At 63.5% G+C, this 24,113-nt stretch carries 22 protein-coding genes, 2 tRNA genes and 1 pseudogene; 13 read left to right on the top strand and 12 right to left on the bottom strand.

Annotation, left to right across the window (positions count from 1 at the left end):
• The 11 genes and pseudogenes from HY019_RS06445 to HY019_RS06395 form a co-directional block, all read left to right on the top strand.
• Nucleotides 1-219 (top strand): annotated as a pseudogene (locus HY019_RS06445) (hypothetical protein); the annotation flags it as partial.
• A 296-nt stretch (nt 220-515) separates the two neighbouring features.
• Nucleotides 516-1,520: an AraC family transcriptional regulator gene (locus HY019_RS06440; RefSeq protein ID WP_290689359.1), complete on the top strand. Its 1,005-nt coding sequence runs from the start codon at nt 516-518 to the stop codon at nt 1,518-1,520.
• Nucleotides 1,521-1,772: 252 nt separating this feature from the next.
• Nucleotides 1,773-2,402 (top strand): DUF6160 family protein, encoded by a 630-nt coding sequence (locus HY019_RS06435; RefSeq protein ID WP_290689357.1) that lies wholly within the window; start codon nt 1,773-1,775, stop codon nt 2,400-2,402.
• A gap of 159 nt (nt 2,403-2,561) precedes the next feature.
• Nucleotides 2,562-3,362 (top strand): hypothetical protein, encoded by an 801-nt coding sequence (locus tag HY019_RS06430; RefSeq protein WP_290689355.1) that lies wholly within the window; start codon nt 2,562-2,564, stop codon nt 3,360-3,362.
• A 10-nt stretch (nt 3,363-3,372) separates the two neighbouring features.
• The gene (locus HY019_RS06425) at nt 3,373-4,251 is read left to right on the top strand and encodes a hypothetical protein (RefSeq protein ID WP_290689354.1); all 879 of its coding nucleotides are present in this window, start codon (nt 3,373-3,375) and stop codon (nt 4,249-4,251) included.
• Nucleotides 4,172-4,759 carry a DUF6160 family protein gene (locus tag HY019_RS06420; protein WP_363302412.1) on the top strand — a complete coding sequence of 196 codons (588 nt, stop codon included), beginning with the start codon at nt 4,172-4,174 and terminating at the stop codon, nt 4,757-4,759. The genes HY019_RS06425 and HY019_RS06420 overlap by 80 nt, the downstream gene beginning before the upstream one ends.
• Before the next feature lie 55 nt (nt 4,760-4,814).
• On the top strand, nt 4,815-5,582 hold the full coding sequence (locus HY019_RS06415) for a C39 family peptidase (RefSeq protein WP_290689351.1): 768 nt from the start codon (nt 4,815-4,817) through the stop codon (nt 5,580-5,582).
• 2 nt (nt 5,583-5,584) lie between these two features.
• On the top strand, nt 5,585-6,628 hold the full coding sequence (locus HY019_RS06410) for a transporter (protein WP_290689350.1): 1,044 nt from the start codon (nt 5,585-5,587) through the stop codon (nt 6,626-6,628).
• Between the two features lie 19 nt (nt 6,629-6,647).
• A complete protein-coding gene (locus HY019_RS06405; RefSeq protein WP_290689349.1) occupies nt 6,648-8,276 on the top strand; it encodes an outer membrane protein transport protein in 1,629 nt (542 codons plus the stop codon).
• 8 nt (nt 8,277-8,284) lie between these two features.
• Complete coding sequence (locus HY019_RS06400; protein WP_290689347.1) at nt 8,285-8,848, top strand: DUF2059 domain-containing protein; 564 nt, start codon at nt 8,285-8,287, stop codon at nt 8,846-8,848.
• On the top strand, nt 8,845-10,584 hold the full coding sequence (locus tag HY019_RS06395) for a DUF4382 domain-containing protein (RefSeq protein WP_290689345.1): 1,740 nt from the start codon (nt 8,845-8,847) through the stop codon (nt 10,582-10,584). The genes HY019_RS06400 and HY019_RS06395 overlap by 4 nt, the downstream gene beginning before the upstream one ends.
• 14 nt (nt 10,585-10,598) lie before the next feature.
• On the opposite strand, the gene HY019_RS06390 is transcribed toward HY019_RS06395, so the two are convergent.
• The gene (locus HY019_RS06390; RefSeq protein ID WP_290689343.1) at nt 10,599-11,048 is read right to left on the bottom strand and encodes a hypothetical protein; all 450 of its coding nucleotides are present in this window, start codon (nt 11,046-11,048) and stop codon (nt 10,599-10,601) included.
• Nucleotides 11,049-11,286: 238 nt separating this feature from the next.
• Between HY019_RS06390 and HY019_RS06385 the strand changes: the two genes are divergently transcribed.
• Entirely contained in the window at nt 11,287-11,649 is a 363-nt protein-coding gene (locus HY019_RS06385) for a response regulator (protein ID WP_290689342.1), read from the top strand.
• Nucleotides 11,650-11,757: 108 nt separating this feature from the next.
• On the opposite strand, the gene HY019_RS06380 is transcribed toward HY019_RS06385, so the two are convergent.
• Both HY019_RS06380 and HY019_RS06375 read right to left on the bottom strand, forming a co-directional pair.
• On the bottom strand, nt 11,758-13,080 hold the full coding sequence (locus HY019_RS06380) for a lipase family protein (protein ID WP_290689341.1): 1,323 nt from the start codon (nt 13,078-13,080) through the stop codon (nt 11,758-11,760).
• A gap of 290 nt (nt 13,081-13,370) precedes the next feature.
• On the bottom strand, nt 13,371-14,693 hold the full coding sequence (locus tag HY019_RS06375) for a lipase family protein (protein WP_290689340.1): 1,323 nt from the start codon (nt 14,691-14,693) through the stop codon (nt 13,371-13,373).
• 341 nt (nt 14,694-15,034) lie between these two features.
• Between HY019_RS06375 and HY019_RS06370 the strand changes: the two genes are divergently transcribed.
• Entirely contained in the window at nt 15,035-17,788 is a 2,754-nt protein-coding gene (locus HY019_RS06370; protein ID WP_290689338.1) for a hypothetical protein, read from the top strand.
• Nucleotides 17,789-17,915: 127 nt separating this feature from the next.
• Here the strand turns inward: HY019_RS06370 and HY019_RS06365 are convergent.
• The 9 genes from HY019_RS06365 to fliS all read right to left on the bottom strand — a co-directional run bounded on the left by HY019_RS06365 (nt 17,916) and on the right by fliS (nt 24,086).
• A tRNA-Arg gene (locus tag HY019_RS06365) sits at nt 17,916-17,992 on the bottom strand.
• Between the two features lie 43 nt (nt 17,993-18,035).
• Nucleotides 18,036-18,112, bottom strand: a tRNA-Arg gene (locus HY019_RS06360).
• 108 nt (nt 18,113-18,220) lie between these two features.
• On the bottom strand, nt 18,221-19,474 hold the full coding sequence (locus HY019_RS06355; protein ID WP_290689337.1) for a heme biosynthesis HemY N-terminal domain-containing protein: 1,254 nt from the start codon (nt 19,472-19,474) through the stop codon (nt 18,221-18,223).
• A 26-nt stretch (nt 19,475-19,500) separates the two neighbouring features.
• Complete coding sequence (locus HY019_RS06350) at nt 19,501-20,670, bottom strand: uroporphyrinogen-III C-methyltransferase (RefSeq protein ID WP_290689335.1); 1,170 nt, start codon at nt 20,668-20,670, stop codon at nt 19,501-19,503.
• A gap of 62 nt (nt 20,671-20,732) precedes the next feature.
• Nucleotides 20,733-21,581: a uroporphyrinogen-III synthase gene (locus HY019_RS06345; protein WP_290689333.1), complete on the bottom strand. Its 849-nt coding sequence runs from the start codon at nt 21,579-21,581 to the stop codon at nt 20,733-20,735.
• The gene (gene hemC / locus HY019_RS06340) at nt 21,578-22,540 is read right to left on the bottom strand and encodes a hydroxymethylbilane synthase (protein ID WP_290689331.1); all 963 of its coding nucleotides are present in this window, start codon (nt 22,538-22,540) and stop codon (nt 21,578-21,580) included. The genes HY019_RS06345 and hemC overlap by 4 nt, the downstream gene beginning before the upstream one ends.
• 34 nt (nt 22,541-22,574) lie before the next feature.
• Entirely contained in the window at nt 22,575-23,315 is a 741-nt protein-coding gene (locus tag HY019_RS06335; RefSeq protein ID WP_290689329.1) for a flagellar brake protein, read from the bottom strand.
• A gap of 16 nt (nt 23,316-23,331) precedes the next feature.
• Entirely contained in the window at nt 23,332-23,637 is a 306-nt protein-coding gene (locus tag HY019_RS06330) for a flagellar protein FliT (RefSeq protein WP_290689365.1), read from the bottom strand.
• Nucleotides 23,638-23,675: 38 nt separating this feature from the next.
• A complete protein-coding gene (gene fliS, locus HY019_RS06325; RefSeq protein WP_290689327.1) occupies nt 23,676-24,086 on the bottom strand; it encodes a flagellar export chaperone FliS in 411 nt (136 codons plus the stop codon).
• Between the last annotated feature and the right edge of the window lie 27 nt (nt 24,087-24,113).

Below are 24,113 nucleotides of genomic sequence, written 5' to 3'. Positions count from 1 at the left end.
GCCACGTATGACGCCTTCGGTGCTGCCACCGGCGACGCCATCTACGCTGGCTCCGACGTTGTGCAATTCGCTTTCCCCAACGCCAAGCTGAACTCGGCTCTGACGCCCAGCATCACCGTGGGTTCGATCAAGATGGGCAACAGCAACGCGTCGTTCGGCTCGTTCGCCATCAACAACATCGACATGCAAGGCACCAAGGTCTGGATGTGGGCTCACTGAGCTTGAGCTGATCCGGATCGCCTGAAAGGGCGCCGACAAGGTGTCAACAGGGCGCCAACAGGGCGCACCAGGTTGATGCAGACAACCCCCGTGGACTGGTTCCTCGGGGGTTGTTTCGTCTCCGGGGTCCGAAAAACGTGATGTCCGTCACGCTGTTTTTACTGAGCGAAATCTGAATTCAAAAAGTGTCTGAATGAAACATTAAATTACGGGTTTTCCCGGTATTTATGTTGCATTGTCTCTGCAACCATCCGAGACCTTTCGGGGTAGCAGTCTCATAACCGAAGGGTCTTGTCATGGCCATCAAAGCATTCACCTTGTCGCAAATCGCGTGGTACCGAACCATGAGCGATGCCTTTGGCCAGCGCGGGCTGAATGCGGACGAGTTGTTGATCAAATGCGGCGTGCCGGTTGGCTCGAGCGATGAAATGGATGTGAACCACCTGTCCGATCTGTTCTCGGCCATGTGGGAGCTGGCGGTGGTCCTGACGGGCGATCCCAGCATCGGCTTGACGAGGGTGGTGCACCCGCTGGCCGCCTTTGGCGTGGTGTCGCACATGCTGCTGTCGTCCACGAACGTGCTGGCGGCGGCCAAGTGCCTGGCCCGTTTCGCGGCGCTGGTGTCGCCCACTTTTGCGATGGACGTGGTGCGCGAGGACAAGCACTACGCGGTGTCGTTTGCCATCTCCGGCGGGCGCCGGCCCGTGCCCATGCAGCGCTTCGATTTCCTGGCCTCGGTGTTCCTGGCGGGCGCGCAGTGGATCACGGGCAAACGGCTGGTGCCCAACGTCATGCATGTGCCGTTCCCTGAGCCGGCAGATGCCTCACCCTGGCGCCAGGCCTATGGCTGCCCCATCGTGTTCAACGCCAGCTCCTTCAGGGGCGAGTTCAACATTGCGGACTTTGAGCAGCCCATCCCCACGAGCGACCCGGCCATTGCCGACATGTGCATGCGCATGACCGAGCAGGCCGCGCAAGACATGGGTGACCACTTCACGGGCAAGGTGCGGCAACTGTTGACGCGCATCCTGCACAAGGGTGACCCGCGACGCGAGCAGGTGGCCGAGATGTTGTGCGTCAGCGAGCGGACCTTGCAGCGCCGCCTGAGCGAAGAGGGCACGAGCTTTGCCGAGCTGGTGGACGCAGTCCGGCGCGAGCGCGCCGAGCGCATGCTGGCCAGGGGCTTTCTGAGCGTGACGGAGATGGCGTGTGAACTGGGCTTCTCCGACCCGAGCAATTTCTACCGTGCGTGCAAGCGCTGGTTTGGCTTGTCACCCAGTTCATTGCGCGTGACGCAATAAGCGGGTGGCGCTGTGTCGTAGTAGTACCTAAGGGGTTTCCTCGCCCTGCATGCGGGTGGTCTGCGCGGTCATGCGCTTGGCCTCAGTGGTCAAGGTGAATCGGCGGTGCTTCGCGATGATGCGTCAGCGTTTCAAACAACAGCTGCTCTATTGCACAGGGACGTCAAGCAATAGGGATCGGTGTTCTGATCAATCACCGATGAGGCTTTGAAACGCACAAGCCAAGCTCATACATATATATCTGGAGTTTTCATGCAAGCATTCAAGCTTTCCTTCGTCGCGCTGGCTCTGACCGCCGTGGCCGCTTCTGCTTCCGCCATGTCGTCCATCGACGACGCAGCCCTGAGCCAAGTCAGCGGCCAGGACGGCGTGTCGATCGCTGGTGACCTGAACATCAACATCGGCTCGTTCAAGTACACCGACACCGACGCCACCGGCGGTTCCGTGTCGTTCAACAACATCGGCATCAAGGGCATGTTCGTGATGACCGTGGACATCCTGAACAAGGCTTCCTTCGTGTCGACCGTGGCTGACTCCATTGGTGCACGTCTGGGCTACACCCAGGCCGACGCCAACAACGGCAAGGCCCTGGCCGCTGGTCTGGCTGTGCCCCCGACTGCTGGTGGCGCTGCCATCGCTGGCGAACTGGGCAAGCTGACGACCGCCACGTATGACGCCTTCGGTGCTGCCACCGGCGACGCCATCTACGCTGGCTCCGACGTTGTGCAATTCGCTTTCCCCAACGCCAAGCTGAACTCGGCTCTGACGCCCAGCATCACCGTTGGTTCGATCAAGATGGGCAACAGCAATGCGTCGTTCGGCTCGTTCGCCATCAACAACATCGACATGCAAGGCACCAAGGTCTGGATGTGGGCCCACTGATCGGCTGACGGCCGATGGGTCCGCGTCAAGCGGGCCCGCTCTCTCCGCTTGAGTTGAACAGCAAATCCGCCGTGGCATCCACGGCGGGTTTGTTTGTGAAGCCCGATTTTCTGAAAAGCCTTTTCAGATCCTGACGACCTCTTCCACCCTGCAGCCAACATGAACAGGACATCTCGCTTGATGCCACTGCTGTGCCTGAGCCTGGCGCTGACCGGGGCACCGCTTGCGCATGCACAAGGCAAGCCGATTGGTGACGAAGAGCTGGCAGATGTCTGGGGCCAGGCGCTCTTCTCGTTGACCAACACCAACGACGGCACCTACGACTTCTCCCGCATCACCTTGAATGCGGACATCAAGCTCAATGCGAACCTGGGCGGCATGCGCCTGGGTGAGTACACCAGCACGGTCCGCAATGGCACGGGCGCCGACATCGACATCGCCAGGCTGCAGTTCGGGCGCACCGATGGCACGCTGGCCCAGCGCACGGTGGCCGTGACCGATCCCTATATCGAATTCGTTTACCGCAACGTCGCCAATTCATCGACGCGCGAAGTCGTGGGCATGCGCCTGGGCTTTGGCGGTATCCAGGGTGACATCGGCTTGCAGATGAATGCCGTGAGTGGCTCGCTGCTGATCGACGCAGGCAGCAGCGGCACGGTGGATTCGCGCAATGACACGCTGGGCGGCAAACGCTGGGATGGTACGGCTGCCACCTGTGCCAACGCGGCAGCCTGCCAGATCGCCTTGTCGCAGATCGGCGGCGTGACCGCAGGCAACGCCAGTGGCGCAAGCCGTGACTTCTTCATCTCGGTGCTCAAGAGCGCCGTGACCTTCCCGACGAACGCGGCCACAGGCTTGCCGACGGACACGGCCATGGCGGGCTTCTGGCTGAACTGGCGCGATCGCCTGTCGGCCCTGAACACCACGGGCACGGTGCCCGCCAACGTGGGCAAGAAGTGAGGTGGGCACGATGAACACACGCTTTTTCTTGATGGCGCTGGGTGTGTGCCTGCTCGCCACGGCGTCTGCGCATGGCAGCAGCTGGCAATCGAGGGGCGAGCTGGAAGACGAGGCCCTGTCTCAGGTCAGTGGCCAGGATGGCCTGGCCTTCAACCTGCGCGGCTTCGCCATGAGCGGCCCGCTGACCCTGACCTACACCAGCCCGGACGAGGGCAACCCCAGCCTGTGGTTCGGCAACCTCTACCTGTCGCGCTCGGATGACCTGGATGCGACCTTTACCGACCCGTATCGGCTCAACATCTACAGCCGGCCGGGCATGGCCGACGTGATCGAGTTGAGCAACCCGCTCAACACCAACAGCCTGCTGAAGTGGCAGTTCGCCGCAGACTTCGGTGTCAATGCCAACGGCACGGCGTTCAATGCGGGCACCCTGATCCTGCAGGATCTGGTCTTCCAGGGTGGCGGTTTGAGCATCACCACACCGGCCGACGCCAATGTGCAGGGCGTGGCCTTTGGTCTGGCGCTGCATGTGGACATCGGCAACCTGATCATCCGCCCGCGTGCGCGTGATGACATCAGTGTGGCCAACCCCGATACGGTGGCCGAGCAACTCAGCCTCTCGGGCATCCACCTTGGCGGTGCGAACGGCGGGACCTGGGCGCTGGCCGACGTCACCACGCAGCCTGGCATCTTCAATGCCATCACCGAGAACGGCCAGTCCTACCTGCACCTGGGCATTGACTGGAGTTCCAGCCCCAACGGCGCGCCTGTGGGCAGCCTGGTGATCGACAACATCACCTTCAAGAGTGATGTCACGGGCACGACGAACCTGGGTTCGAGCCGCATCAACACCATCCAGCTCCAGTACCTGGACGTCAAGTTCCGCTGAAGGTGTGTGGATGTTGACCATGTTTGCCCGTTTGCTTCGCCTTGCCTTCACGCCTTGCCTTGCGCTGGTGTGGACGGCGAGCATGCCGCTTGCCGCACTGGCTGCACCCGAGCCCCTGGACGACCAGGCCATGGCCAGCGTCAGCGGGCAGGACGGCATTGGCTTTGCGGTGCACCTGGAGATGAACTCGGCCTTGCTGGATGGCGCCGTGATGAACAGCCGCTTGCTGGCCAGCTTCACGGTCGACAACGTGACGACCTATGCCGTGGCCCTCAATGTGGGCGGGATCATCGACATGTACGCGATGACGCTCAACCTGCGGACCAGGCCCGATGGCGGCGACTACATCGACATGGGCTTGCCCTTCTTCGTGGGGGTGAGCCAGTTTGGCTTCCGTGCACTGGGCGTGCAAACCGACCCGACTGCGCCGATTACACGCAACTACGGGCAACTGCTGCTGGATGGCCATGTGGCCATGCGCGGCCACCTCTATCTGTGGGCGCAATAAGCCCGCGACGCACAGCCCTCGACGCACAGCCCGCCACGAACAGGACGCCTCACCCATGTTGCCCATGTTGCTCGGAATCATTGCCAGCGCGATCGGTGGATCGGCGGGCACCACCATCCATCCGCCTGAAGAGCGGCCCAAGGGCGAGTTCGAGTTGCCCATGGCCAGTGTGGGGGGCGGTGTGTCGCCACAGCCCGTGACCATCAAGCCTTATTCCGAGTTCAAGTTCGAGAACATCGTGCACCAGGCCTATGACTACAGCTGTGGCTCGGCCGCGCTGGTCACGGTCATCAACAACTACCTGGGCATCAAGGTGACCGAGCAGCAGGCCATGGAAGGCATGCTCGAACACGGCGAGAAGGAAAAGATCATCGAGCGCCGAGGCTTTTCCTTGCTCGACATGAAGCGCTATGTGGCTTCACTCGGTGCCAAAGGGGCGGGCTTTCGCGCCGAGATGTCCGATCTGGAGACGCTCACCCAGCCTGCCATCGTGCCCATTGACTATGCAGGTTTCAAGCACTTCGTGGTGTTCCGCGGCATCCGCGATGGCCGCGTCTACATTGCCGACCCCTCGGCTGGCCACATTGTGTTTTCGGTCGAGCAGTTCGCCAAGCTGTGGGACCGGGGCACCTTGTTCCTGCTGACCTTGCCCGAGTCCATGGGCAAGCCCTTGACCAAGCTGGCCTTGAGCGACCGCGAACTGGGCGTCATCGACAACGATTCCGTTCGCAAGGGCACCGTGCTCGCCATTCCTGACCATGCCGATGCGCTGCGCAATGCCGTGCAGTCGGGTATGGGTGTTTTCAATCTGCGCAAGTTCTGACCATGTTGTACCCATCGATCACTCCCGCCATTGTTCGTTCCGGCTTGCGCGCCACCGCCATGGCCGCCTTGTGTTTGTCTGCGTCTCTGGCCTGGTCGCAAGAGCAGGCCACAGCTCAGGCCCCGTCGGGTGATGCAGCCCGCGAGGCGCTGGGCAAGCAAGAGGGCGACGTCGACCAGGCCGCATTGCTCAAGCAGACCCTGACCGCGTCCGACAAGCAATACTCGCTGCTCAAGAAGGGCAAGTGGGCGGCCACGTACGACCTGAGCTATGCCTACACCGGCCAGCAGCAGATCGATGCCAAGTTCACCGACAGCACGCTCACGCTGTTCAAGATCGAGAACACCCGATCGCACACGATCACCAACACCTTCTCGGTGGACTATGGCCTGCGCGACAACATCACGGGCAACGTGTCCTTGCCCATTGTCAGCAAGTACTCCGAGTCGACCACGTTCTCAGGCTTGTCTCACGGCTTTGGCGACCTGCAGATGGGCGCGCGCTGGCAGCCTTTCGAGATGCGCCGTGATTCGGCCAGCTTCACCACCAGCGCGTCCGTGCGCCTGCCCACGGGGCGCAGCCCCTTCCGCACCATCGATGGCCAGAACCTGGCCACGGGCTCGGGCACCGCGGGCCTGACGCTGGGCGTGAACTCGTCCAAGATCATCGATCCCATCGCGCTGTTCGGATCGGCCAGCCTGGGCCTGAGTGCGCCGGCACGCCACCTCAACCAGGAGCGTGATGGCGTGACCCTGGTGGCGGTGCACCCAGGGCCCACGGTCACGGTGGGTGGCGGCTTTGCCTACGCCCTGTCCTACGACGTCTCGACCACCATGTCGCTGCAGGAGTCGCTGTCCTTCCCCTCCAAGCTGGTGTTCGCAGATGGCCAGACCTCGCGCACCAGCGTGCAGACATCGGGCATGTTCAACATCGGCCTGGGTGTGCGCACGGCGCCGCAGTACACGGTCAACATGACGCTGGGCGTTGGGTTGACCAGCGACTCGCCTGACTTCACGCTCGGCATGAACCTGCCTTTGAGCTTCTGAGCGAGCAGGGGCCTGCATCATGAAGATGGCGATCGCCAGGGGTGAAGCTTTGCCCGCACGTTGGCTGTGCGGGCTGCTGGGCCTTGCCTGGCTGGGCGCATCGCACGCGGCCTTGACGGACAACCTGGGCACCAGCGTCAAGGCCATGTCCATGGGCAATGCGGTCACAGCCGACCCGCCCGGGGTTGACTCGATCCACTTCAACCCGGCCGGCCTCAGCCGACTGGAAGGCAACGTCAAGCAGGACAACTTCTTTGGCGCCTCCATCCGCATCAAGGCCAACTTCCACCAGCCCGACGGCTTCGACATTGGTGACTGGAAAGAAGACCCGCTGGCCGGCAGCAGCAGCGGCCCGGTACGCCAGAAGATCTACCTGCCCGGCATCGGCCTGCCCAAGTGGTCCTTGCCTGCGGCCATTGGTGCCGGCATGGGTTTCAGCTTCAACCGGCCCGGCTCGCCCTGGACCTTTGCCACCGCCGCTTATGTGCCGCAGGCCGTGGGCGTGGACCGCAGTTCGGACCCCAACGACCCGACCCGCTTTGACGGGCGCTCCGTGGTGCTGCAGCGCCTGGTCTATCTCTCGCCCTCGGTGGCCTACAAGGTGAACAACACGCTCAGCGTGGGCCTGGCTGTGCCGCTGGCCCACCAGAGCTTTGCGCTGGACACCGACATGCGCTTTCCCAACAAGCTGCTGGGCATCATCGGCAAGTTGCAGGACGCATGGTGCGGCAATGGTGATGGTGGCAACCCGCTGGACGAATTCGGCTTCGGCCTGTGCGGCGGCGGCCAGGAAGGGCGGCTGCGGCCTTTCAAGCGTGCCGGCACGATGAAGTTCGACATGACCGCGCCGCTGGACCCGACCTACAACGTGGGCCTGCTGTGGGAGCCCAAGGACTGGTTCGCTTTTGGTGCCGTCTACCAGTCGGGCAGCAAGACCACGCTGACCGGCCGCTACACCTTCATGGCCGACCCCATGTTCCCCAGGTTCGTGCAGGGCATGTACGGCAGCCTGCTGGGGCCGGTGGTGGCCTCGATGTTCGGCTTCCCGACCTCCATCCCGGATGTGCAGACGGGCAATGCCACCATGCGCTTGCCTTTCCCGGCGCGCCTGCAAGCCGGTATCAAGCTCAAGCCCTTCAGCCGTTTGCAGCTCAACGTGGACGCCATGTACACGGACTGGAGCAAGTGGGACAAGTTGGAGATCCAGTTTGACCGCCAGGTGGCCCTGCTGCAGATGGCCCGCATCTTTGGCCAGGCCGATGCCTCCAAGCTGGTGATCCCACGCGGCTACCGCGATCCCATCCACTTCGGCTTGGGGCTGGAGTTGGGCGTCACACGGGGCTTCAAGCTGCGCTATGGCTATGAGCCTCGCAAGACCTCGGTGCCGCAATCGGCCTTCGACCTGATCGCGCCACTGCCTACCATGACCGTGCGCAGCGTGGGCGCGGGCTACGAGAGCCCATCGGGCCTGAAGATCGACGCGACCTACAGCTACGCCAAGGGCCGCTACAACGTCCCTGCCGACACCAGTTGCAGCCTGAACTGCACCAACTTCTTCAACGTCATCTACAACCCCTATGCGGGGCTTGATGTTTCCGGCTCCATAACCGTGCGTTATGGCGGCATGTCCATCACCAAACCGTTCTGAGTAGTGCCATGTCTTTTGTTCGCTCGTTTCCCCGTCTGACTCAGTTGACCGCTGCGCTGTGCCTGTCGGCCTGCGCACTGGCACCGGCCTGGGGCCAGACCGCCGACACCAAGGCCAAGCTCATCGAGCGTGTGCTGGCCGTGTGGCATCCGGATGATGTCGTGGTCGTGATGGTGCAGCGGCCCGCAGCCAGCGCCATGCAGCAGGCGCGCATCGCGCTGCAAGGGCGTGTCTCGGCCGAGAAGCGCGACGCCACGCTCAAGGACATCGCTGTCGACATCCAGAAGTACGTGGACGAAGCCACGCCCATTGCCCGCGATACCGCCAAAAAGCAGATGGCCAATACCGTGGTGCCCGTGCTGCAGCAGCAGTTCACCGAAGACGAGCTCAAGCAGCTGGTCGCCTTGCTGGAGTCGCCGCTGAAAAAGAAGTTCGAGCAGTTGATCCCGCAGATGGAGCGGGCGCTGGGTGAGAAGGTAGCAGCCGAAAGCCATGCCCTCATCGACCCCAAGATGCAGGCCATGACGCAGGCCGTGGGCATGAAGCTGCGCACTGCAACGGTTGCACCATGAACACGGGCCGCAGTCCTGGGGGCTACACGGCCCGCGCCGGCAAGTGGCTGCTGGCTTCGCTGCTGTGCGGCCTGTTGATGGCTTGCGGTGGTGGGGGTGGTTCGACCAACAGCGCCAGCTCCAGCGCCTCTTCCGGGGCTGACGCCACGCATGCCGCGTTCACGCTGGGCCTGTCTGGTGGGGCCTACCGTGACGTGACCCACGTGTGGGTGACCGTGGGCAGCGTGGCCTTGCACCCACAGGCTTCCCAGGCCTGGTCCAGCACCGATCGCAGCTGGACGGTGCTCAAGCTCAAGACGCCCGTGGTCATCGACCTGGCGGTGCCCAGCACTTCGCAGGGCAATGTGACCCCCATCTTCAATGGGCTGAGCGTGCCGGCTGGCACCTATGGCCAGATCCGCGTGTTCCCGCTGGCGCATGACGCCGCGCTCGACGATGCGGCCGTGGCCAAGGGCCTGAGCTACAACGCCCAGGTCAACTACCAGGATGCGGGCGGCGTGGCGCGCACCGTGCCCCTGGAATTGCCCGCCCCAGAGCTGGGCTGGCGTTTGCCCGGCTCGTTCACGATGGCCGCCAACAGCGGCAGCTATGTGGTGATGGGCGCCGACCTGCTGCAAAGCCTGGTGCGCATGAGCTCGCCCGATGGCATCGACCACTTCAGCTTCCGGCCGAGCCTGCGCAGCTACGACATGGCCACCAGTGGCGCCATCATTGGCCAGATCGCCCCGGCGCTGATCTGCGGCGGGGCGTCTGCACCGGCGGCGCCCAACTGCGCAGAGGACATCGTGGTCAGCGCGCAGAGCCTGTCTGCAGATGGACAGCGTCATGTTGGCGTGCGCCAGTACCGGGTGGGCAGCACCAGCGGTGGTTTTGCGCTGTACCCCTTGCCATCGGACACGCGTTACGACGTCGTGATCACCGGCCGCCACATGCAGACCATGGTGATCAAGGACGTGGCCGTGTCGGCTTTCAGTGTGCTGGTCACGCTGGACTGGACGACGCTGGGCACGAACGACAACCCCATCCGGCCCGTGATCACGCCCACCACGCCGCGCACGGTGAACCTGGCCTCGACCATGTCGCCCCCGGGCAGTCAGCTGTATGTGGGCCAGACCCTGGGCAGCGTGACCCAGCCCTATGAGGTGGCCTTGTCGAACGTGGATGTGATGGGGGGCGTGCTGGCTCAACCGCTGGCCTTGCCGCAAGGGCCCGTGAGCGTGGCGCCGTATGTGGCGCCCACAACAGACTCGGGTACCGGTGTCACCACCTATCCGCCGCTGGTGTTCACGGACACCGTGCCGCAAGAGGGCAGTGAGGCCTTCAGCATGCTGGCACTGGGCACGGCCTATGACGACCCCGGTGCGAGCAGCGTGCAGGCGCCTGCATTGGGCGTGGCCAGCAGCATCACCGTGGCCAATCCTGTGCGCCAGGCGGCGCTGGGCATCGGCCAGATCCAGGTGACGCTGACGGGCACCTTGTCATCCACGTATGACGGCGCCAAGCTTGTCGTGTCGGATGTCAACGGGGTGGTGGCCACGCAGGCTGTGACGGGTGGTGGCAGCGTGGTCGTCAACGTGCCCGCAGGCAGCCAGGCCGCTGCGATTGGCGGCACGGCGGTTTACGCGGTGGCCTTGCGTGCAGCAGGCCACACGGGCAGCCTGCGCTGGGTGCGTGCCAGCACCGTGGTGGACCTGCGCAGCAACGCCAGCGCCTCGGTGACGCTGGCTTTGCCTTGATCAGGCGGGCTGCTTCAGTGGTTGTTGTGCGGTAAGGCAGGCAGCCCGAACAGAGGCAGGCCGATGGGCGCCAGCATGGTGACTGGCGTCAGCGCGATCAAGGTGCCGCCCACTTGTGCGGCCGTGTTCACGGCGTTCACTGCCATGACCGCCGTTCGCGGGCCGGCGTTGGCCTGCAGCTCCAGCGCGGCCAGCAGCGCCGCGGTGTTCTGTGTCGAGGCCGCCTGACGGCGGTGGTCTTCGCCAGATTGCCTGAGCTGGCCGCGCCCCAGCTGGCGCAAGGTGTCGTCATCGATGCCGGCACCATGGACCTGCTTGAGGTCCTGGTCGTCCAGCGCCACCATCTGCGAGGGGGCGGGCGAGCCGGGCAGGGTGGCCGCACGGTGCGTCTCGGCGAAGCCGCTTGACGTGGCGAGTGCGGCCGACATGGCCACGATGGTGCTCAATCCCAAACCCTTGCGCATGCACAACTCCTTGACTGGCCCAGGCATGGCGCGACATGCGCGGCCTGATCTCTGGGCTATCGGAGCGGGGCAGCGCTTGTTTGAGCCCCTGGTGGCATGTATCGCCGGGCTGTGTGATCAATCGACGGAAAAGCAGCGATTTGGTGGGGCTGTTGTGGCGATGGGCTTGACTTGCCCATGGGAGCGGATACCGTGCTGGCTGTCCCAATTTCATGGTGCCTTCACGGGTTGGCTGAACATGAGCAAGACGATTCTGGTCGTGGACGATTCGGGCACCTTCCGGCAGGTGGCGAATCTGGCCTTGAGCAAGGCGGGCTACACGGTGATCGAGGCCGTCGATGGGCGCGATGCCTGCAGCAAGTTGTCGGCACCGAAGCTGGACCTCATCATCTGCGACGTCAACATGCCGCACATGGATGGCATCGAGTTTGCCAAACGGGCCAAGGCTTCGGCCCACAAGTTCACGCCGATCCTGATGATCACCACGGAGTCTCGCGCCGAGCTCAAGGCGGAGGGCAAGGCAGCAGGCGTGCGGGGCTGGATCGTCAAGCCGTTTCAGCCATCCCAGCTGCTGGATGCCGTCAACAAGCTCTGTTCCTGAACACAGTCCAGGCACAAGGAAAAACAGCCTGAAGGCGTTGACCTTCAGGCTGTCTGTGTGGTGCGGCTGGTGGGCGCCTTTGCACGCCCATGGCCAGCAGTCAGCACCTCATGGCGTGTAGACGAGCGGCTCCAGCGAGTTGCCCGGGGCGATGCTGGCGCAGTTCTCCGGTGCAGGCTTGCCAGCGAATCGGTCGTCGATCCAGGCGGTCGCGCCCGGCAGCCAGCTGACCATGGTCACGAAGTGACTCGAGCCATACTCTTTGTGCTGAACCTTCACGCCCTGGGCGCAGTACTGGCGCGCGAGGGAGCGGACATCGCCGGCCAACATCACGCCGTCGCCTTTGCCCCAGAGCGGCGATGGCTTGGTGCCTTCCCAGATGCCGCCGGTGCCTTGGCCGATCTGCAGGGGGATGGTGGGTGTGCCGCCCGTGCCCATGATGACCTTGTTCACCGCTGCCACGTACTCAGGAATCTTGGTGCGGTCCTGGTACTCGGGCTTGACGAGGGCCTTCCAGCTGACGTTGCTGTACTGGAAGAGCACGTAAGCGATCGAGGCCTTTTGCATCTTGTTGTAGACATCCAGGCCGCGCTCGGTGAGGTACTTTTGAATGTCGATGTTGTAGGAACGCGAGACACCGATGACCGCCATGGGCATCACACCACCCCACATGGGCGCGTCTTCGATATAGCTCAGATTGTGTTCAGGACTTACCAGCGTGCCACCAAACGCAGCGCCAATCAGGTTGGCGTTCACATCAGGCGCGTAGGTCGGTGCCAGTTCGGCCGCCCACTCGGTGGCGATCGCGCCGCCCGAGTAGCCGATCAAGGCCACTTTGGCGTTGTTGTTGAGACCGATTTGTGGCGAATTGAAAGTCGCACGAATCGAATCCAGCGTGTTGTAGCCGTACTCGGGGCCGGCCGCAAAGTTGGCTTTCTGACCTTCGGTATCCGAGATGACGACGGTGTAGCCCTTTTTCACGTAAGACCCGAACAACATCGTCTCGACCGCTGGAAGCATGTCTGGGAGCCTCTTGCCGCCAGCGAACGCACGCGAAGGCGAATCCTCAGGGTTCAGCGAGTCGTAGAACGACTGGTAGGAGATCACCTTGTTCTTGTTCGGGCAGGCAGATGCAGACGCGCAATCGGGCGTGAACACGGTCGTCACGTTCGCGGCAGGTTGCAGCATGGCATCGGTCGAGCGGTACACGATCTGGGTGGCCTTGTACGACGTCTTGAGGCCAGCGATGTAGACCGAAATCGTGCGGCTCTTGAGGACCGTGCCGGGCGCGATGCTGGACAGCGGGGTGCTGTCTGTGTACTGGTAGAACGGGTCTGTGGCAGCGCTGGCCATGCTTGGCACCATGATGGCGGCCACTGCGGTCTGGACTGCAGTTTGCAGCAGGCGTTGGGTGCTCAGGCGAAATTGCATTTTGTCTCCTAGCGACGTCTTCTTGACGTTCATTGAACCCGTAGGGCGATAAGGCGTCATAGTGCGCATCACCTCACGATCCAACTGTCGAGGAATCGACATTTCAGGGGTTTGCGATGAGGGGGCTTTCCCCCGTGAAAGCACCCCTGAAATCGGGGGTGGAGGAGCCCAAAAATCGCGTGGATCAAAAAGAAAAACCGCCTGAAGGTGTCGGCCTTCAGGCGGTTTGCATGGTGTGGCGGCGGGGGTTTTTAGCCCGCCCATGCAACGGTCTTGAGAGAGATCAAACCTCAGGGGGCATACACGAGCGGCGCCAGCGAGTTGCCCGGGGCGATGCTGGCGCAGTTCTCCGGTGCAGGCTTGCCGGCGAAGCGGTCATCGATCCAGGCGGTTGCACTGGGCAGCCAATTGATCATGGTCGTGAAGTGGCTCGTGCCGTATTCCTTGTGCTGAACCTTCACGCCCTGGGCGCAGTATTGGCGCGCCAGTGTGCGGACATCGCCAGCCAACATCACGCCATCACCCTTGCCCCAGATGGGCGATGGCTTGGTGCCTTCCCAGATGCCACCCGTGCCCTGACCGATTTGCAGAGGAATGGTCGGGGTGCCACCCGTACCCATGATGACCTTGTTTGCGGCTTCCACGTACTCGGGAATCTTGGTGCGGTCCTGGTACTCGGGCTTGACGAGGTCCTTCCAGGTGACGTTGCTGTACATGCCGAGCACGTAAGCAATCGAGGCCTTCTGCATCTTGTTGTAGACCTCCAGGCCGCGCGCGGTGAGGTACTTTTGAATGTCGATGTTGTAGGAGCGCGAGACGCCGATGACCGCCATGGGCATCACGCCACCCCAGATGGGCGCACCTTCGACATAGGTCAGGTTGTGCTCGGGGCTCACCAGCGTGCCACCAAAGGTGGCGCCGATCAGGTTGGCGTTCACGTCAGGCGCGTAGCTTGGTGCCAGCTCGGCTGCCCACTCTGTGGCGATGGCACCGCCCGAATAGCCCAGCAATACAACCTTGGCGTTGCTGCTGAGGCCGATCTGAGGGGTATTGAATGCTGCGCGGATCGAATCCAGCGTGTTGTAGCCGTACTCCGGGCCGGCGGCGAAGTCGGCCTTCTGGCCTTGCGTGTCGGAGATGATGACGGTGTAGCCATTCTTCACGTAGGACCCGAACAGGATCGTCTCGACGCCTGGAACCACATCAGGCAGACGCGTGCCACCTGCAAATGCGCGTGAGGGCGCATCCTCCGGGTTCAGCGAGTCATAGAACGACTGGTAGGAGATCACCTTGTTCTTGTTCGGACAGGCAGATGCCGTCGTGCAATCAGGCGTGAAGATGGTCGTGACGTTCGCTACAGCTTGCTGCATGGCGTCGGTCGATCGGTACACGATTTGGGTGGCCTTGTACGAGGTCTTGAGGCCTGCGATGTAGGCGGAAATCGTGCGGCTCTTCAGTACTGTGCCGGGTGCGATGCTGGACAGCGGCGTGCTGTCTGTGTATTGGTAGAACGGGTCTGTGGCTGCGCTGGCCAGGCTCGGCGCCAGGAGTGCGGCCGCCGCTGTTGATACGGCGGTCTGCAGCAGGCGATGGGTGTTCAGGTGGAATGTCATCAATGTTTCCTGGCGATGTTTTGATTTAGGTTCGTTGAATCAATATGGAACAACGAGCCATGGTGTCCGTGAAACATTGCTGGGTATGTCGAGGAAACGACATTTCCGGGTTTGCGATGAGGGGGCTTGCCCGGCCTTGAAATGGGGGGTTGAGGTTCCTGAAACAGCGGGGCAAATGCAGGCCCACGCATGGGGTTATCGGCCCCCGGGTCCGGGGGATGGTTGGCCGGCGAAGCGTCGGGGCTCTTTACACTTCTTGCCAAAGTTGTAAGTTTCGACAAAGTCCGCCGGTTCGTGTCACGCATGGACCAGAGCGTCGCTGCATTTTTCAGGGGGAAGTGATGTTGGTCACGGTACGTGATGGATGGGCGCGCTCGCGCCTTCTGAGGTGGGTGCTGGGTGTGATGCTGCTGGGATCGCTGTTGTCATGCGGTGGTGGTGGTGGCGGTGGCGGGGGCTCCAGTGACGCTTCGGCATCTTCTACGGGCGGTTTCACTGTTTCGCTGGACAAGAACGAGATATCCCTGACGAGCAATGAGGGGGAAAGCAGCGACTTGGCTGTGGTGACGGCGACACCCCAAGGGCAATTGCCCAATAGCCTGTACGTCCTGGCTATCGCAAATAGCCCGGGGCTGCAGTCCCCTATCTTGGCCACCCTCACGAACAAGGATGCCAAGTTTCCCTTTCGGCCAGACAGTACGCTGCCTCCAGGTGTCTACAAAGGCACCGTGATGCTTTATGCCTGCGCGGATGCCAAATGCACGCAGCCCATCGGCGGTACGCCTTTGCCCGTGGCATTCACTGTCACGATTCTGAAAGTGCTCAAGGTAGGCGGTGTTCAGATCAATGCCGTCAGCGGTCAAAGCCAGAGTGCGTCAGGCCAGTTGACGGTGCTCCAACTGCCCAGCGGCGCAACAGACTATTCGACCAAGGTTCTTTACGGCGGGGAATGGCTGAGCCTGGGGGAGAAAAATGGTTTGACGCAGGCTTTGAACGCGAAGTCCCTGCGGTCTGGTACATACAGCGCATCCGTTGAGGTGACATCCGGTACCCAGACTCGAACTGTCGGGGTCTACTACGTGGTCACGCCACCTCCGGGTGGCGAGTTCGACTTGCGTGTCTCGACCAGTTCCATGACCTTCGTTGTGGCCGACCCTGCTGCGACCGTGTCGCAATCCGTCGAGGTTGGTTTGCCTACCTGGGGCAACACGCGAGAAGATCTTCATTACAGCATTGACTATGACCAATCGGTCTATGGTGAGGGCTGGCTGAAGGTTCGGCCCACCGACACGGGGCTGCTCCTCAGCGCCTCCGGCGTGAGCTTGAGCCGGGGTTCGTACTCAGCATGGGTGAAAGTCACTCACCCGAGTACGGACACGTGGCAATGGATCAGGGTCGCGTTCACGGTGGGGCAGAACCTCATACTGCCGGCCGATCACAGCATCAAGCTGCTGAACTCCTCAAGCCAGGCTGACTTGCAAGGCAGTTTCAACATTGCACTGTCGGCAGGCCCGGCTGAGGCCTGGACGGCTACTTCGGCGGCACCTTGGCTGAAGTTGACAAGAACCAGCGGCCTCACCGGCGAAAAATTGGGCTACACGATCGACCAGTCGGCTCTGGGCGCCATGCCCAGCTTCAGCGACATCAAAGGCGTCATCACCCTGACCCCGGTGAATCAGGCCATTGCGCCTGTCAGTTTCAACGTGATCGTGCGCAAGGCGTTGGCTGAGTTGCGCTACGCGGGCCCCTATGCGTTGACGTCAGGGCGCGCCGCCACCATCCATCTGCGTGGCCAAGGTTTCAATGGTGTGCCGGACATCATCCCCTACCTCAATACCCCAGGCGTGGTGGCAAGCAGTGCGACGCGCCTGAACGACGGCCAGATCAAGCTTGAAGTGCCCGCCCTGCAGGCAGGCACCTACATCTTGACGCTTGGCAACAATCTGGATGTGCCCACGCATGCAGTCAAGTTGAGTGTGGTGGACCCCGTTGACTACGGCTACGCTGCGATCCCCAGGGAAGGCGCGCCTATCGCTGTGCTGTATGACCCGGTACGTAAAGCCATCTTTACGGGCAACCTCTACACAGGGGAGTTGTTCAAGTACACCTTTGAATCTGGGCGTTGGGTCGAGAAGATGACCAGTGTGCTCGGGTTGAACAATTTCGGCATTGGCCCCGATGGCGATACGCTGCTGACTGGCTCCTACATGTCATCTTTCCGGCTGTGGAGCACGGACACTTTGGAGAACACCTTCGAGCTGGGCGGTTGGACTTCGAATTACAACGGCTATGGCAAGCTTGGGAACGGCATCCCCGCAACCAATGATGGGCGCTCCTGGGTAGGGCGGTACTATTTCGACCATTGGAACAAGACCTTCGCACTGAGCACGTCCAGTGTGGGGAGTGTTCTGTCAGTCGATGGCAGCGGTGAGCGCCTATGGGGTTCGTCCGGGTATTACGGCAATCCGCAATTTGCCTTTTACATGGATGCCACGGATGGCGTCGCCCACGTCAATCCGCCTATGGACTACGTCAGCGACGCCATGTCGGTCTCGGCCAATGGTGAGCGGGTGGTGGTCGGTGCGTCGGAGGTGCGGGATAGCGGCTTCAAACTAATCGGGTTTCTGGCCCGCCAGGAAGCCAACTATCAGTTGATGAGCGCTACGCCATCGCCGGACGGTAAGCGGACCTATGTGCTGGCGTTCCCGGTCTTTGACTATATGCGCACCCACAATCCTGCCTATGACACGGCTTTGCCGCGCATCTACGTGATGGATTCGTCTGTCCGCCCCAGCGTTGGGAATTCGTTGCCGATCGTGGCTTCATTCGATATCAAGGACTACCCCACACCGTGCACACTCGAGTACCGTTGCGCCGAAAGCTACGAGAGCAAGATGACGATAAGTCCTGATGGCCGCACGCTGTTCATTGCAGGGGGCAAGAAGTTGATCGTGGTGCCGGTGAGCATGGCGCAAGCGATGCCCAACAGTGTGGCGGCAGCGGGGAGGGCGCAGGCCATGTCGGTGTCAACGACAGGCGGCGGCGTGGCACCCAAGCCTGTTGCTCAGCCTTGGGTCAGGTACGCACCGAAGTGACGTAGATGCAAGCAGGGCGCGCCAGTTGGTCGCGCCTTGCTGGACGAATGCTCGCAAGAGCAAATGTCAAATGGCGCCGAGCCAAAAGAAAAACCGCCTGAAGGCGTTGACCTTCAGGCGGTTTGTCTGGTGCGGCTGGCAGGATTCGAACCCACGACCCCTTGGTTCGTAGCCAAGTACTCTATCCAACTGAGCTACAGCCGCTAAAAATGTTCTCGGTTACCGGTTTGACACTGTGAGGTGAAACTGGTGCGGCTGGCAGGATTCGAACCCACGACCCCTTGGTTCGTAGCCAAGTACTCTATCCAACTGAGCTACAGCCGCCGAGAAGTGAGACTATAGCATGGTTTACGAGCATGTGTAAACAAGTCGTCATACAAACTGCTTTTTGAGCCCCGATGGGCGCGCCGTTTGATGGCGTTCAGGCTCGATTCAATCGCGATCAGGCAGCGCAGCAAGGCGATAGAAACGGGCTGCTTCTTCGGGGCGGTGCTCGCGTTCAGCAAGTTGGCCCAGCTTGGCCCAGGCCATGCGGCGGCGCTCCAGATCAAGCTGCAGGTCGTTGGCCGCAGACAGCAGCATGCCGCGGGCCTTGCCCCACAACTGGCGCTCTGACAGGGCCAGGCCCAGCGTCAGGGCCAGTGCGGGGTTGCGCAGTGCGGCTTGTGTGGTGGCATCCAGGCGGGGCAGCCATTCGGCTTCCAGGCCCAGCAGGCTGTGCGACAGCGCGTTGGACAGGGCGTCCACTGCGTCGGGCGTGTGTTGGGCAATGCGATCCCACAGAGGGGCCAGCCATTGGCGGGCTTCAAGCTGGGCACCCAGGTCCGCCATGCGGCGGGCGGCGTGCGCCACCACCAGCGGGTCCTTGCGGTCATTGCTGTCCAGGTTCTGCCACAGGGCGCGCAGCTGGTCGGCATCGCGGGCAGAGTCCAGCGTCTCGATGGCCAGTGTGCGCAGCAGGCCTTCGGCGGCCACATGGGTGAAGCCCTGGTGCTTGGCCAGCAGGCGGGCGGTCTTGAGCGCTTCGACCGGTTGGCGTGCCAGGCGCGTGGCCTGCAGCTTCAGGCGCAGGGCCTGTGTGCGGCGCGCCACACCCGGCGGCAGCTCGGACAGGTCGTGCAGGGCGCGGCGGGCGTCGCGGTCTTCCAGCGCGCATTCGGCGGCCAGCAGGCGGGCACCTTCTTCGGTGGCGCGCGGCTTGCGGGTCAGGCGGGACAGGTCGATCGCGCGTTGCAGATGCTCGTCACGGCGCTTGCGGTCCTGCAGGCGGTGCAGGCTGCCGGCCGACAGCAGGTGGGCCAGGGCGGTGAACTCGGCGTCCAGCGTCAGCTCGGGGGTGTCGGCCTGGATGGCCACCGCGCGCTGGCAGGCCTTGTGGGCGCGGGTGTAGCGGCCGGCCATGTACAGGGCCAGGCCTTCGCGCAGGGCGGCTTGCGCCACGCGGTCGCGCTGGGAGACGCGCCAGCGTTTGGCGCGCTCGGGCAGGGCCAGGAGGCCGTCAAGGCCGCGCACCAGCGAGTACACGGCCAGGAAGATCAACACCAGCCCCAGCAGGAACAGGTTGAGCGAGATGTCGGCGCGCCAGCCCAGCCAGTAGATGGTGACCAGGCCGTCATTGGCGCCCAGTGCGGTTGCACCCACCACGGCGGCCACGGCCAGCACGAGGAACCAGACAATGGAGCGCATGAGTGGGCGTCCTTGCGGTGCGGCGGTCAGCGGCCACCCGAGACCGCAGACAGCGCGGCCAGGGTGTCGTCGGGGCGGGGTACGGTGGTCTGCTGGCTTTGCGCGGCCACGTCAGTCAGCATGGACTGCAGCAACTGCGTCTTGCGGGACTGCAGGTCGAAGTAGCGCGGCACGGTCGCCTGGATGTTCTGCAGGTCGGCAAGGGCCACGGCGTTCTGGCGGCTCAAGAGCGCCAGGCGGGCATTGAGCAGGCGCAGCTTGATGTTCTCGCGCAGGAAGAAACCTTGATCTGGCGAGATCAGCATGCCCTCAGGGCGGCTGATGCGCGTGAGGCGGATCAGGCCACGGGTTTCGTTCCAGAAGGTCTGGGCCGCGCCTTTGGTCCAGTCCAGCATGTGGCTGCCCCAGGTGGGGCTGTCCGTGGCGGCCGCATCGGAGGCAGCTGCCTGATTGGGCAATGCCTTGTTCTTGCCTGCAGGCTTGGTGTTCACGTTGGCCTTGGGGGCGGCATCTGCCTTGGGCACGGGGGCCATCACCACTTCAGGCTGGTTGAGCAGGGGCACCTCGTCAACCAGGCGCGCGGCCTCATCCAGACGGATGGTCAGGGAGGCGGTGTCGGCCACCCGGGTGGCACGCACGCGGTCCAGGTCCTTGGCCAGGGCACGGCGGATGTTGTCCAGGCGCGGCTGGCGGGCACGTGTCAGCCGGTCATCGGCCGATTGCATGGCCGTGATCAGGGGCTCGGCGCTGCCTGTCAGGGTGGCTTGCTGGCTGGCCACGCGCAGGCCGGCTTCGATGTCGGCGACCAGGTTCTCGTCACGCGACAGGCTCAGTGTCTTGATCAGGTCTTCGACCTGGCTGCGTTGCAGGGCGACTTCGGCGATGCGGGTCTCCAGCAGCGTGGTGCGGGCGGTGGCCTCACGCGAGGCCTCCTGGGCCTGCCGGGCCAGGACGCGGGCTTCCGTGGCCTGCCCCTGGCTGTCTTGCTGACGGCGCACCAGCTCCTGCTCCAGCGACTGGACCTTCTTCTGGCTGCTCCAGGCCATCCAGGCCGAGCCGGCCGTGGCCACACTCAGGATGAGAACGGCCCAGCGCACCCAGTTGGCGGGCGCGTCGGAATCGACCTGAGGATCGAGCGGGATGGCTTCGATCTGGACAGGTGTGGGGAGGTTGGTGGGGGCGCTGGTGTCGGTCACAGTGAAATCATTGTATCGACGTGGTCAGATCGCGACGGTGAAGACACCGGATGTCCGCCGCCTTACTCGGTGGATCGTAGTGCTTCCACCACTGCATCCAGGGTTGGGCGGGTTGACGTGATGCGCTGGATGCCCAACTGGCGGCAGCGTTCGGCGATCTTGGGGTGGGTCACGAGCGCCCGGGTGGTGGACCAGTCCGGGGTGGGCAGGCCGCTGGCCGGCAGGTGGTGCTCGACCAGGTGGTCAATGGCCTGGGAGCTGCTGAACAGCCAGATGTGCTGCTCGGGCGAGCGCAGGGCCTCGCTGGCGAGCTTCTGCTGAGCAGGGGCCCATTCGCCTGGGCCGCGCTGGTAGGTCAGCACGGCGTGGACCGTGGCACCGCGCTCGCGCCACTGCTGGCTCAGCCAGTTGCGGCCTTTGGCCTCCTGCTGGTCGCCACCGCTGATGATGGCGACGTCCTGGCCCCGCCAGTCCAGCGGCGCCAGCAGCGGCCACAAGGCCTCGGAGTCGAACTGTTCGGCCGAGGCGTCGGGCGACAAGAGTTGGTTGGCACGCAGGCCAGCCGATTCGCCAGCGCTGAGCAGGCTGTGCGCGGTGCCGGGGCCCGGGGTGGCGGCCAGGGTGCCTTCGGCCCAGACAGCGCCTTCAGGGCGCAGCTTGAAGAACCACTCGACGGCGGCCGGGCTGACGAACATGAGCAGGCGCAGGCGGGCCATGTCGTGCCAGGTCTGCAGCACGGGCAGCGGGTCGGCAGGGCCGTCGATCGCGATCAGGGGCAGGGCGTGGGCGTCCAGCCCGTTGGACTGCAGGTCGGCCGCCCAGATGCTGGCCTGGGGCTCGGGGCGGGTCACCAGCACCTGCAGCGCAGGTTGCTTGGCGCCTGGCATGGCGTGGGGCAAGGTGGCGGTCAAAGTGCAGCCAGCCAGTCCGGCCCGGCCTGGGCTTTGAGTTGTTCGGCCACGGAACGGCCCAGGGCTTCGGCTTCGGCGTGTGTGCCAGGCTGCCCTTCGGCCTGGGCCTGCACCAGGGTGGATTGCTCCGGGTGGCCCAACAGGCTGCGCAGCACCAGGGTGTCGCCACGCCATTCGGCGAAGGCCGCCAGCGGCATGGAACAACTGCCGCCCATGGCACGCGAGACGGCACGCTCGGCCATGGTGGCCAGCCAGGTGGGCTGGTGCGCCAGGCTTTGCAGCGCCGGGCCCAGGTCCGCGTGGTTCTGGCGGATCTCCAGCCCCAGCGCGCCCTGGCCGGCGGCTGGCAACATGTCGGTCGTGGCAATCAGCTCGCGGATGCGGTCGGCCAGGCCCAGGCGCTTGAGGCCGGCGGCAGCCAGCACGATGGCGTCGTACTGGCCCTCGTCGAGCTTGCGCAGGCGGGTGTCGAGGTTGCCGCGCAGCGCTTCGATGCGCAGATCCGGGCGGCGCGCACGCAATTGCACCAGGCGGCGCAGGCTGGATGTGCCCACCACGGCGCCTTGCGGCAGCTCGGCCAGGCAGGCGTACTTGTTGGAGACCAGCGCGTCACGCGGGTCTTCGCGCTCCATGACGGCGGCCAGCACGAAGCCATCGGGCAACTCCATGGGCACGTCCTTGAGGGAGTGCACGGCCAGGTCGGCGCGGCCTTCTTCCAGGGCAACTTCCAGCTCCTTGACGAACAGGCCCTTGCCGCCCACTTTGGAGAGGGCGCGGTCCAGGATCTGGTCGCCCTTGGTGGTCATGCCCAGCAATTGCACCTGGCGCCCGAAGCGGCTTTGCAACAGGTCGCGGATGTGCTCGGCCTGCCACAGGGCCAGGCGGCTTTCACGGGTGGCGATCACCCAGGGTGTGGGGGATCCGGACGGGGAGGTGGGGGTAGAAGCAGGCGCGGTCATGCGCCGATGCTATCAGCCAAGCCGAAAGGCTTGCTTAACGCTTGTCAGCTGCCATCGCCAGACGGCGTTTTTGCGTCTGGTTGATGTAGTACTGCAGCGTGCGGTCGCTCCAGTCCATGCCAATCAACTCGCAGCCCAGGCGCGCCCCTTTGGACTCGGGGTGGATGGCCGTGACATGGTGGATCATCAAGGTGACGTCCATGCTCGTGTCGTCATCGAGGTCCAGACGGCATTGGCCGATCTTGACGCCCGCGGCGATCATGGGCACGTTGTCGGGCAGGAACAGCGCCACACCGCTGAGGCTCACGTCCAGCACGCGCAGCGCGAGCTGCATTTCGGGCATGGCCGGGTGGCGAAAGCGCGCAACGGGGCTCTTGGTGGCCAGGGGCTGGACCCGGAAGGCCGCCCGGCGCTGGAAGCGGTAGACCACCTTGGGGTACTGCGCATTGAGTGCGCTGTGGTGGCCACCTTTGACGTGGACCACGCCTTCCAGATCGAACTGGAGCTTGATGCTGTCCAGATAGGCCACGGCCACGATCTCGCCGGACTCCAGCAGGGCATCCAGCCGGGCGTCGCTGTCTTCGGCACTGAAGCACAGGCCGTGACGGTTGTCTTCGGCCGTCCACATCAGCGTGGTGTAGCTCTCACCATTGGGCCCGCTGAGCGTGACCATGGAGCGGGCATCCAGCAACTGCTTGAGCAGGGCTTGTATCTCGACGGACGAGGTGATGCGGTAGTCGTCCAGCTCGGCAGCGGCAGCGCGTGAACCTGGCATGTGTGCCCTTGGGTGCTCAGTGCATCTTGGTGGGGTCGGTGGCGTTGCCCATCATGCGACTGAGGTCGTTGATCCAGGGCTCCGCCAGGTTGCGGATCTCTGCATCGTTGACCAGGATGCGCTGCATGATGCGCGTCTTGAATGCCACCTCTTCAGGCCCCAGCGGGTGATCGTCGGAGGCATGTTTGAGTTGGGCGATCAGCACGGCACAGGCGCCCTCCAGCTTGACCACGGTATCCCAGTCGCCGGCACGAGCGGCGTTGAGCATGTCCAGGCTGGCGTGTTCGATGGCTTCGTAGTAGCTCAACAGATTCCCGTTCATCAGGTCTTCGTCGGGCGCAGTGATCAATTCTGGGGCGTTCATGCGTGCACCTCCATGGCTGCGCGGACAACAGTGGCATCAGCGGGGGCGATGGACACCCACGCATCTCGAATAGGGGCCAGCAGCCTGACGCATTCATCCAGCGCTTCGGTGTCGTTGCGCAGGTTGCCTTGTGTCAGGCGCATGGTGATGTAGCCGTACAGGTCGCCCAGTTGCTGCGCGAGCTCGCCGCCCGCGCGCATGTCCAGGCCGGCCTTGAGGCCTTCGTCGACGATGCGCACGGCCTTGGAGATGGCCGCGCACTTGCCTTCGATGTTGCGGGTCTGCATTGCGCCCTTGGCTTGGGCGATGCTGTCGAGCGCACCATTGAAGAGCAGGGTGATGAGTTGATGCGCAGAAGCGCCGCTGACACCGGTTTCGATGTCAATCTGGCGATAGACGCTGCTCATGTTTTTTGAACCGAACATACTGGCGGA

It is taken from the genome of Aquabacterium sp. (assembly GCF_016195855.1).
Lineage (GTDB): Bacteria > Pseudomonadota > Gammaproteobacteria > Burkholderiales > Burkholderiaceae_C > Aquabacterium.
Note: the sequence above shows the minus strand (reverse complement) of the source record. Positions and strands in the feature narration are given on the sequence as shown.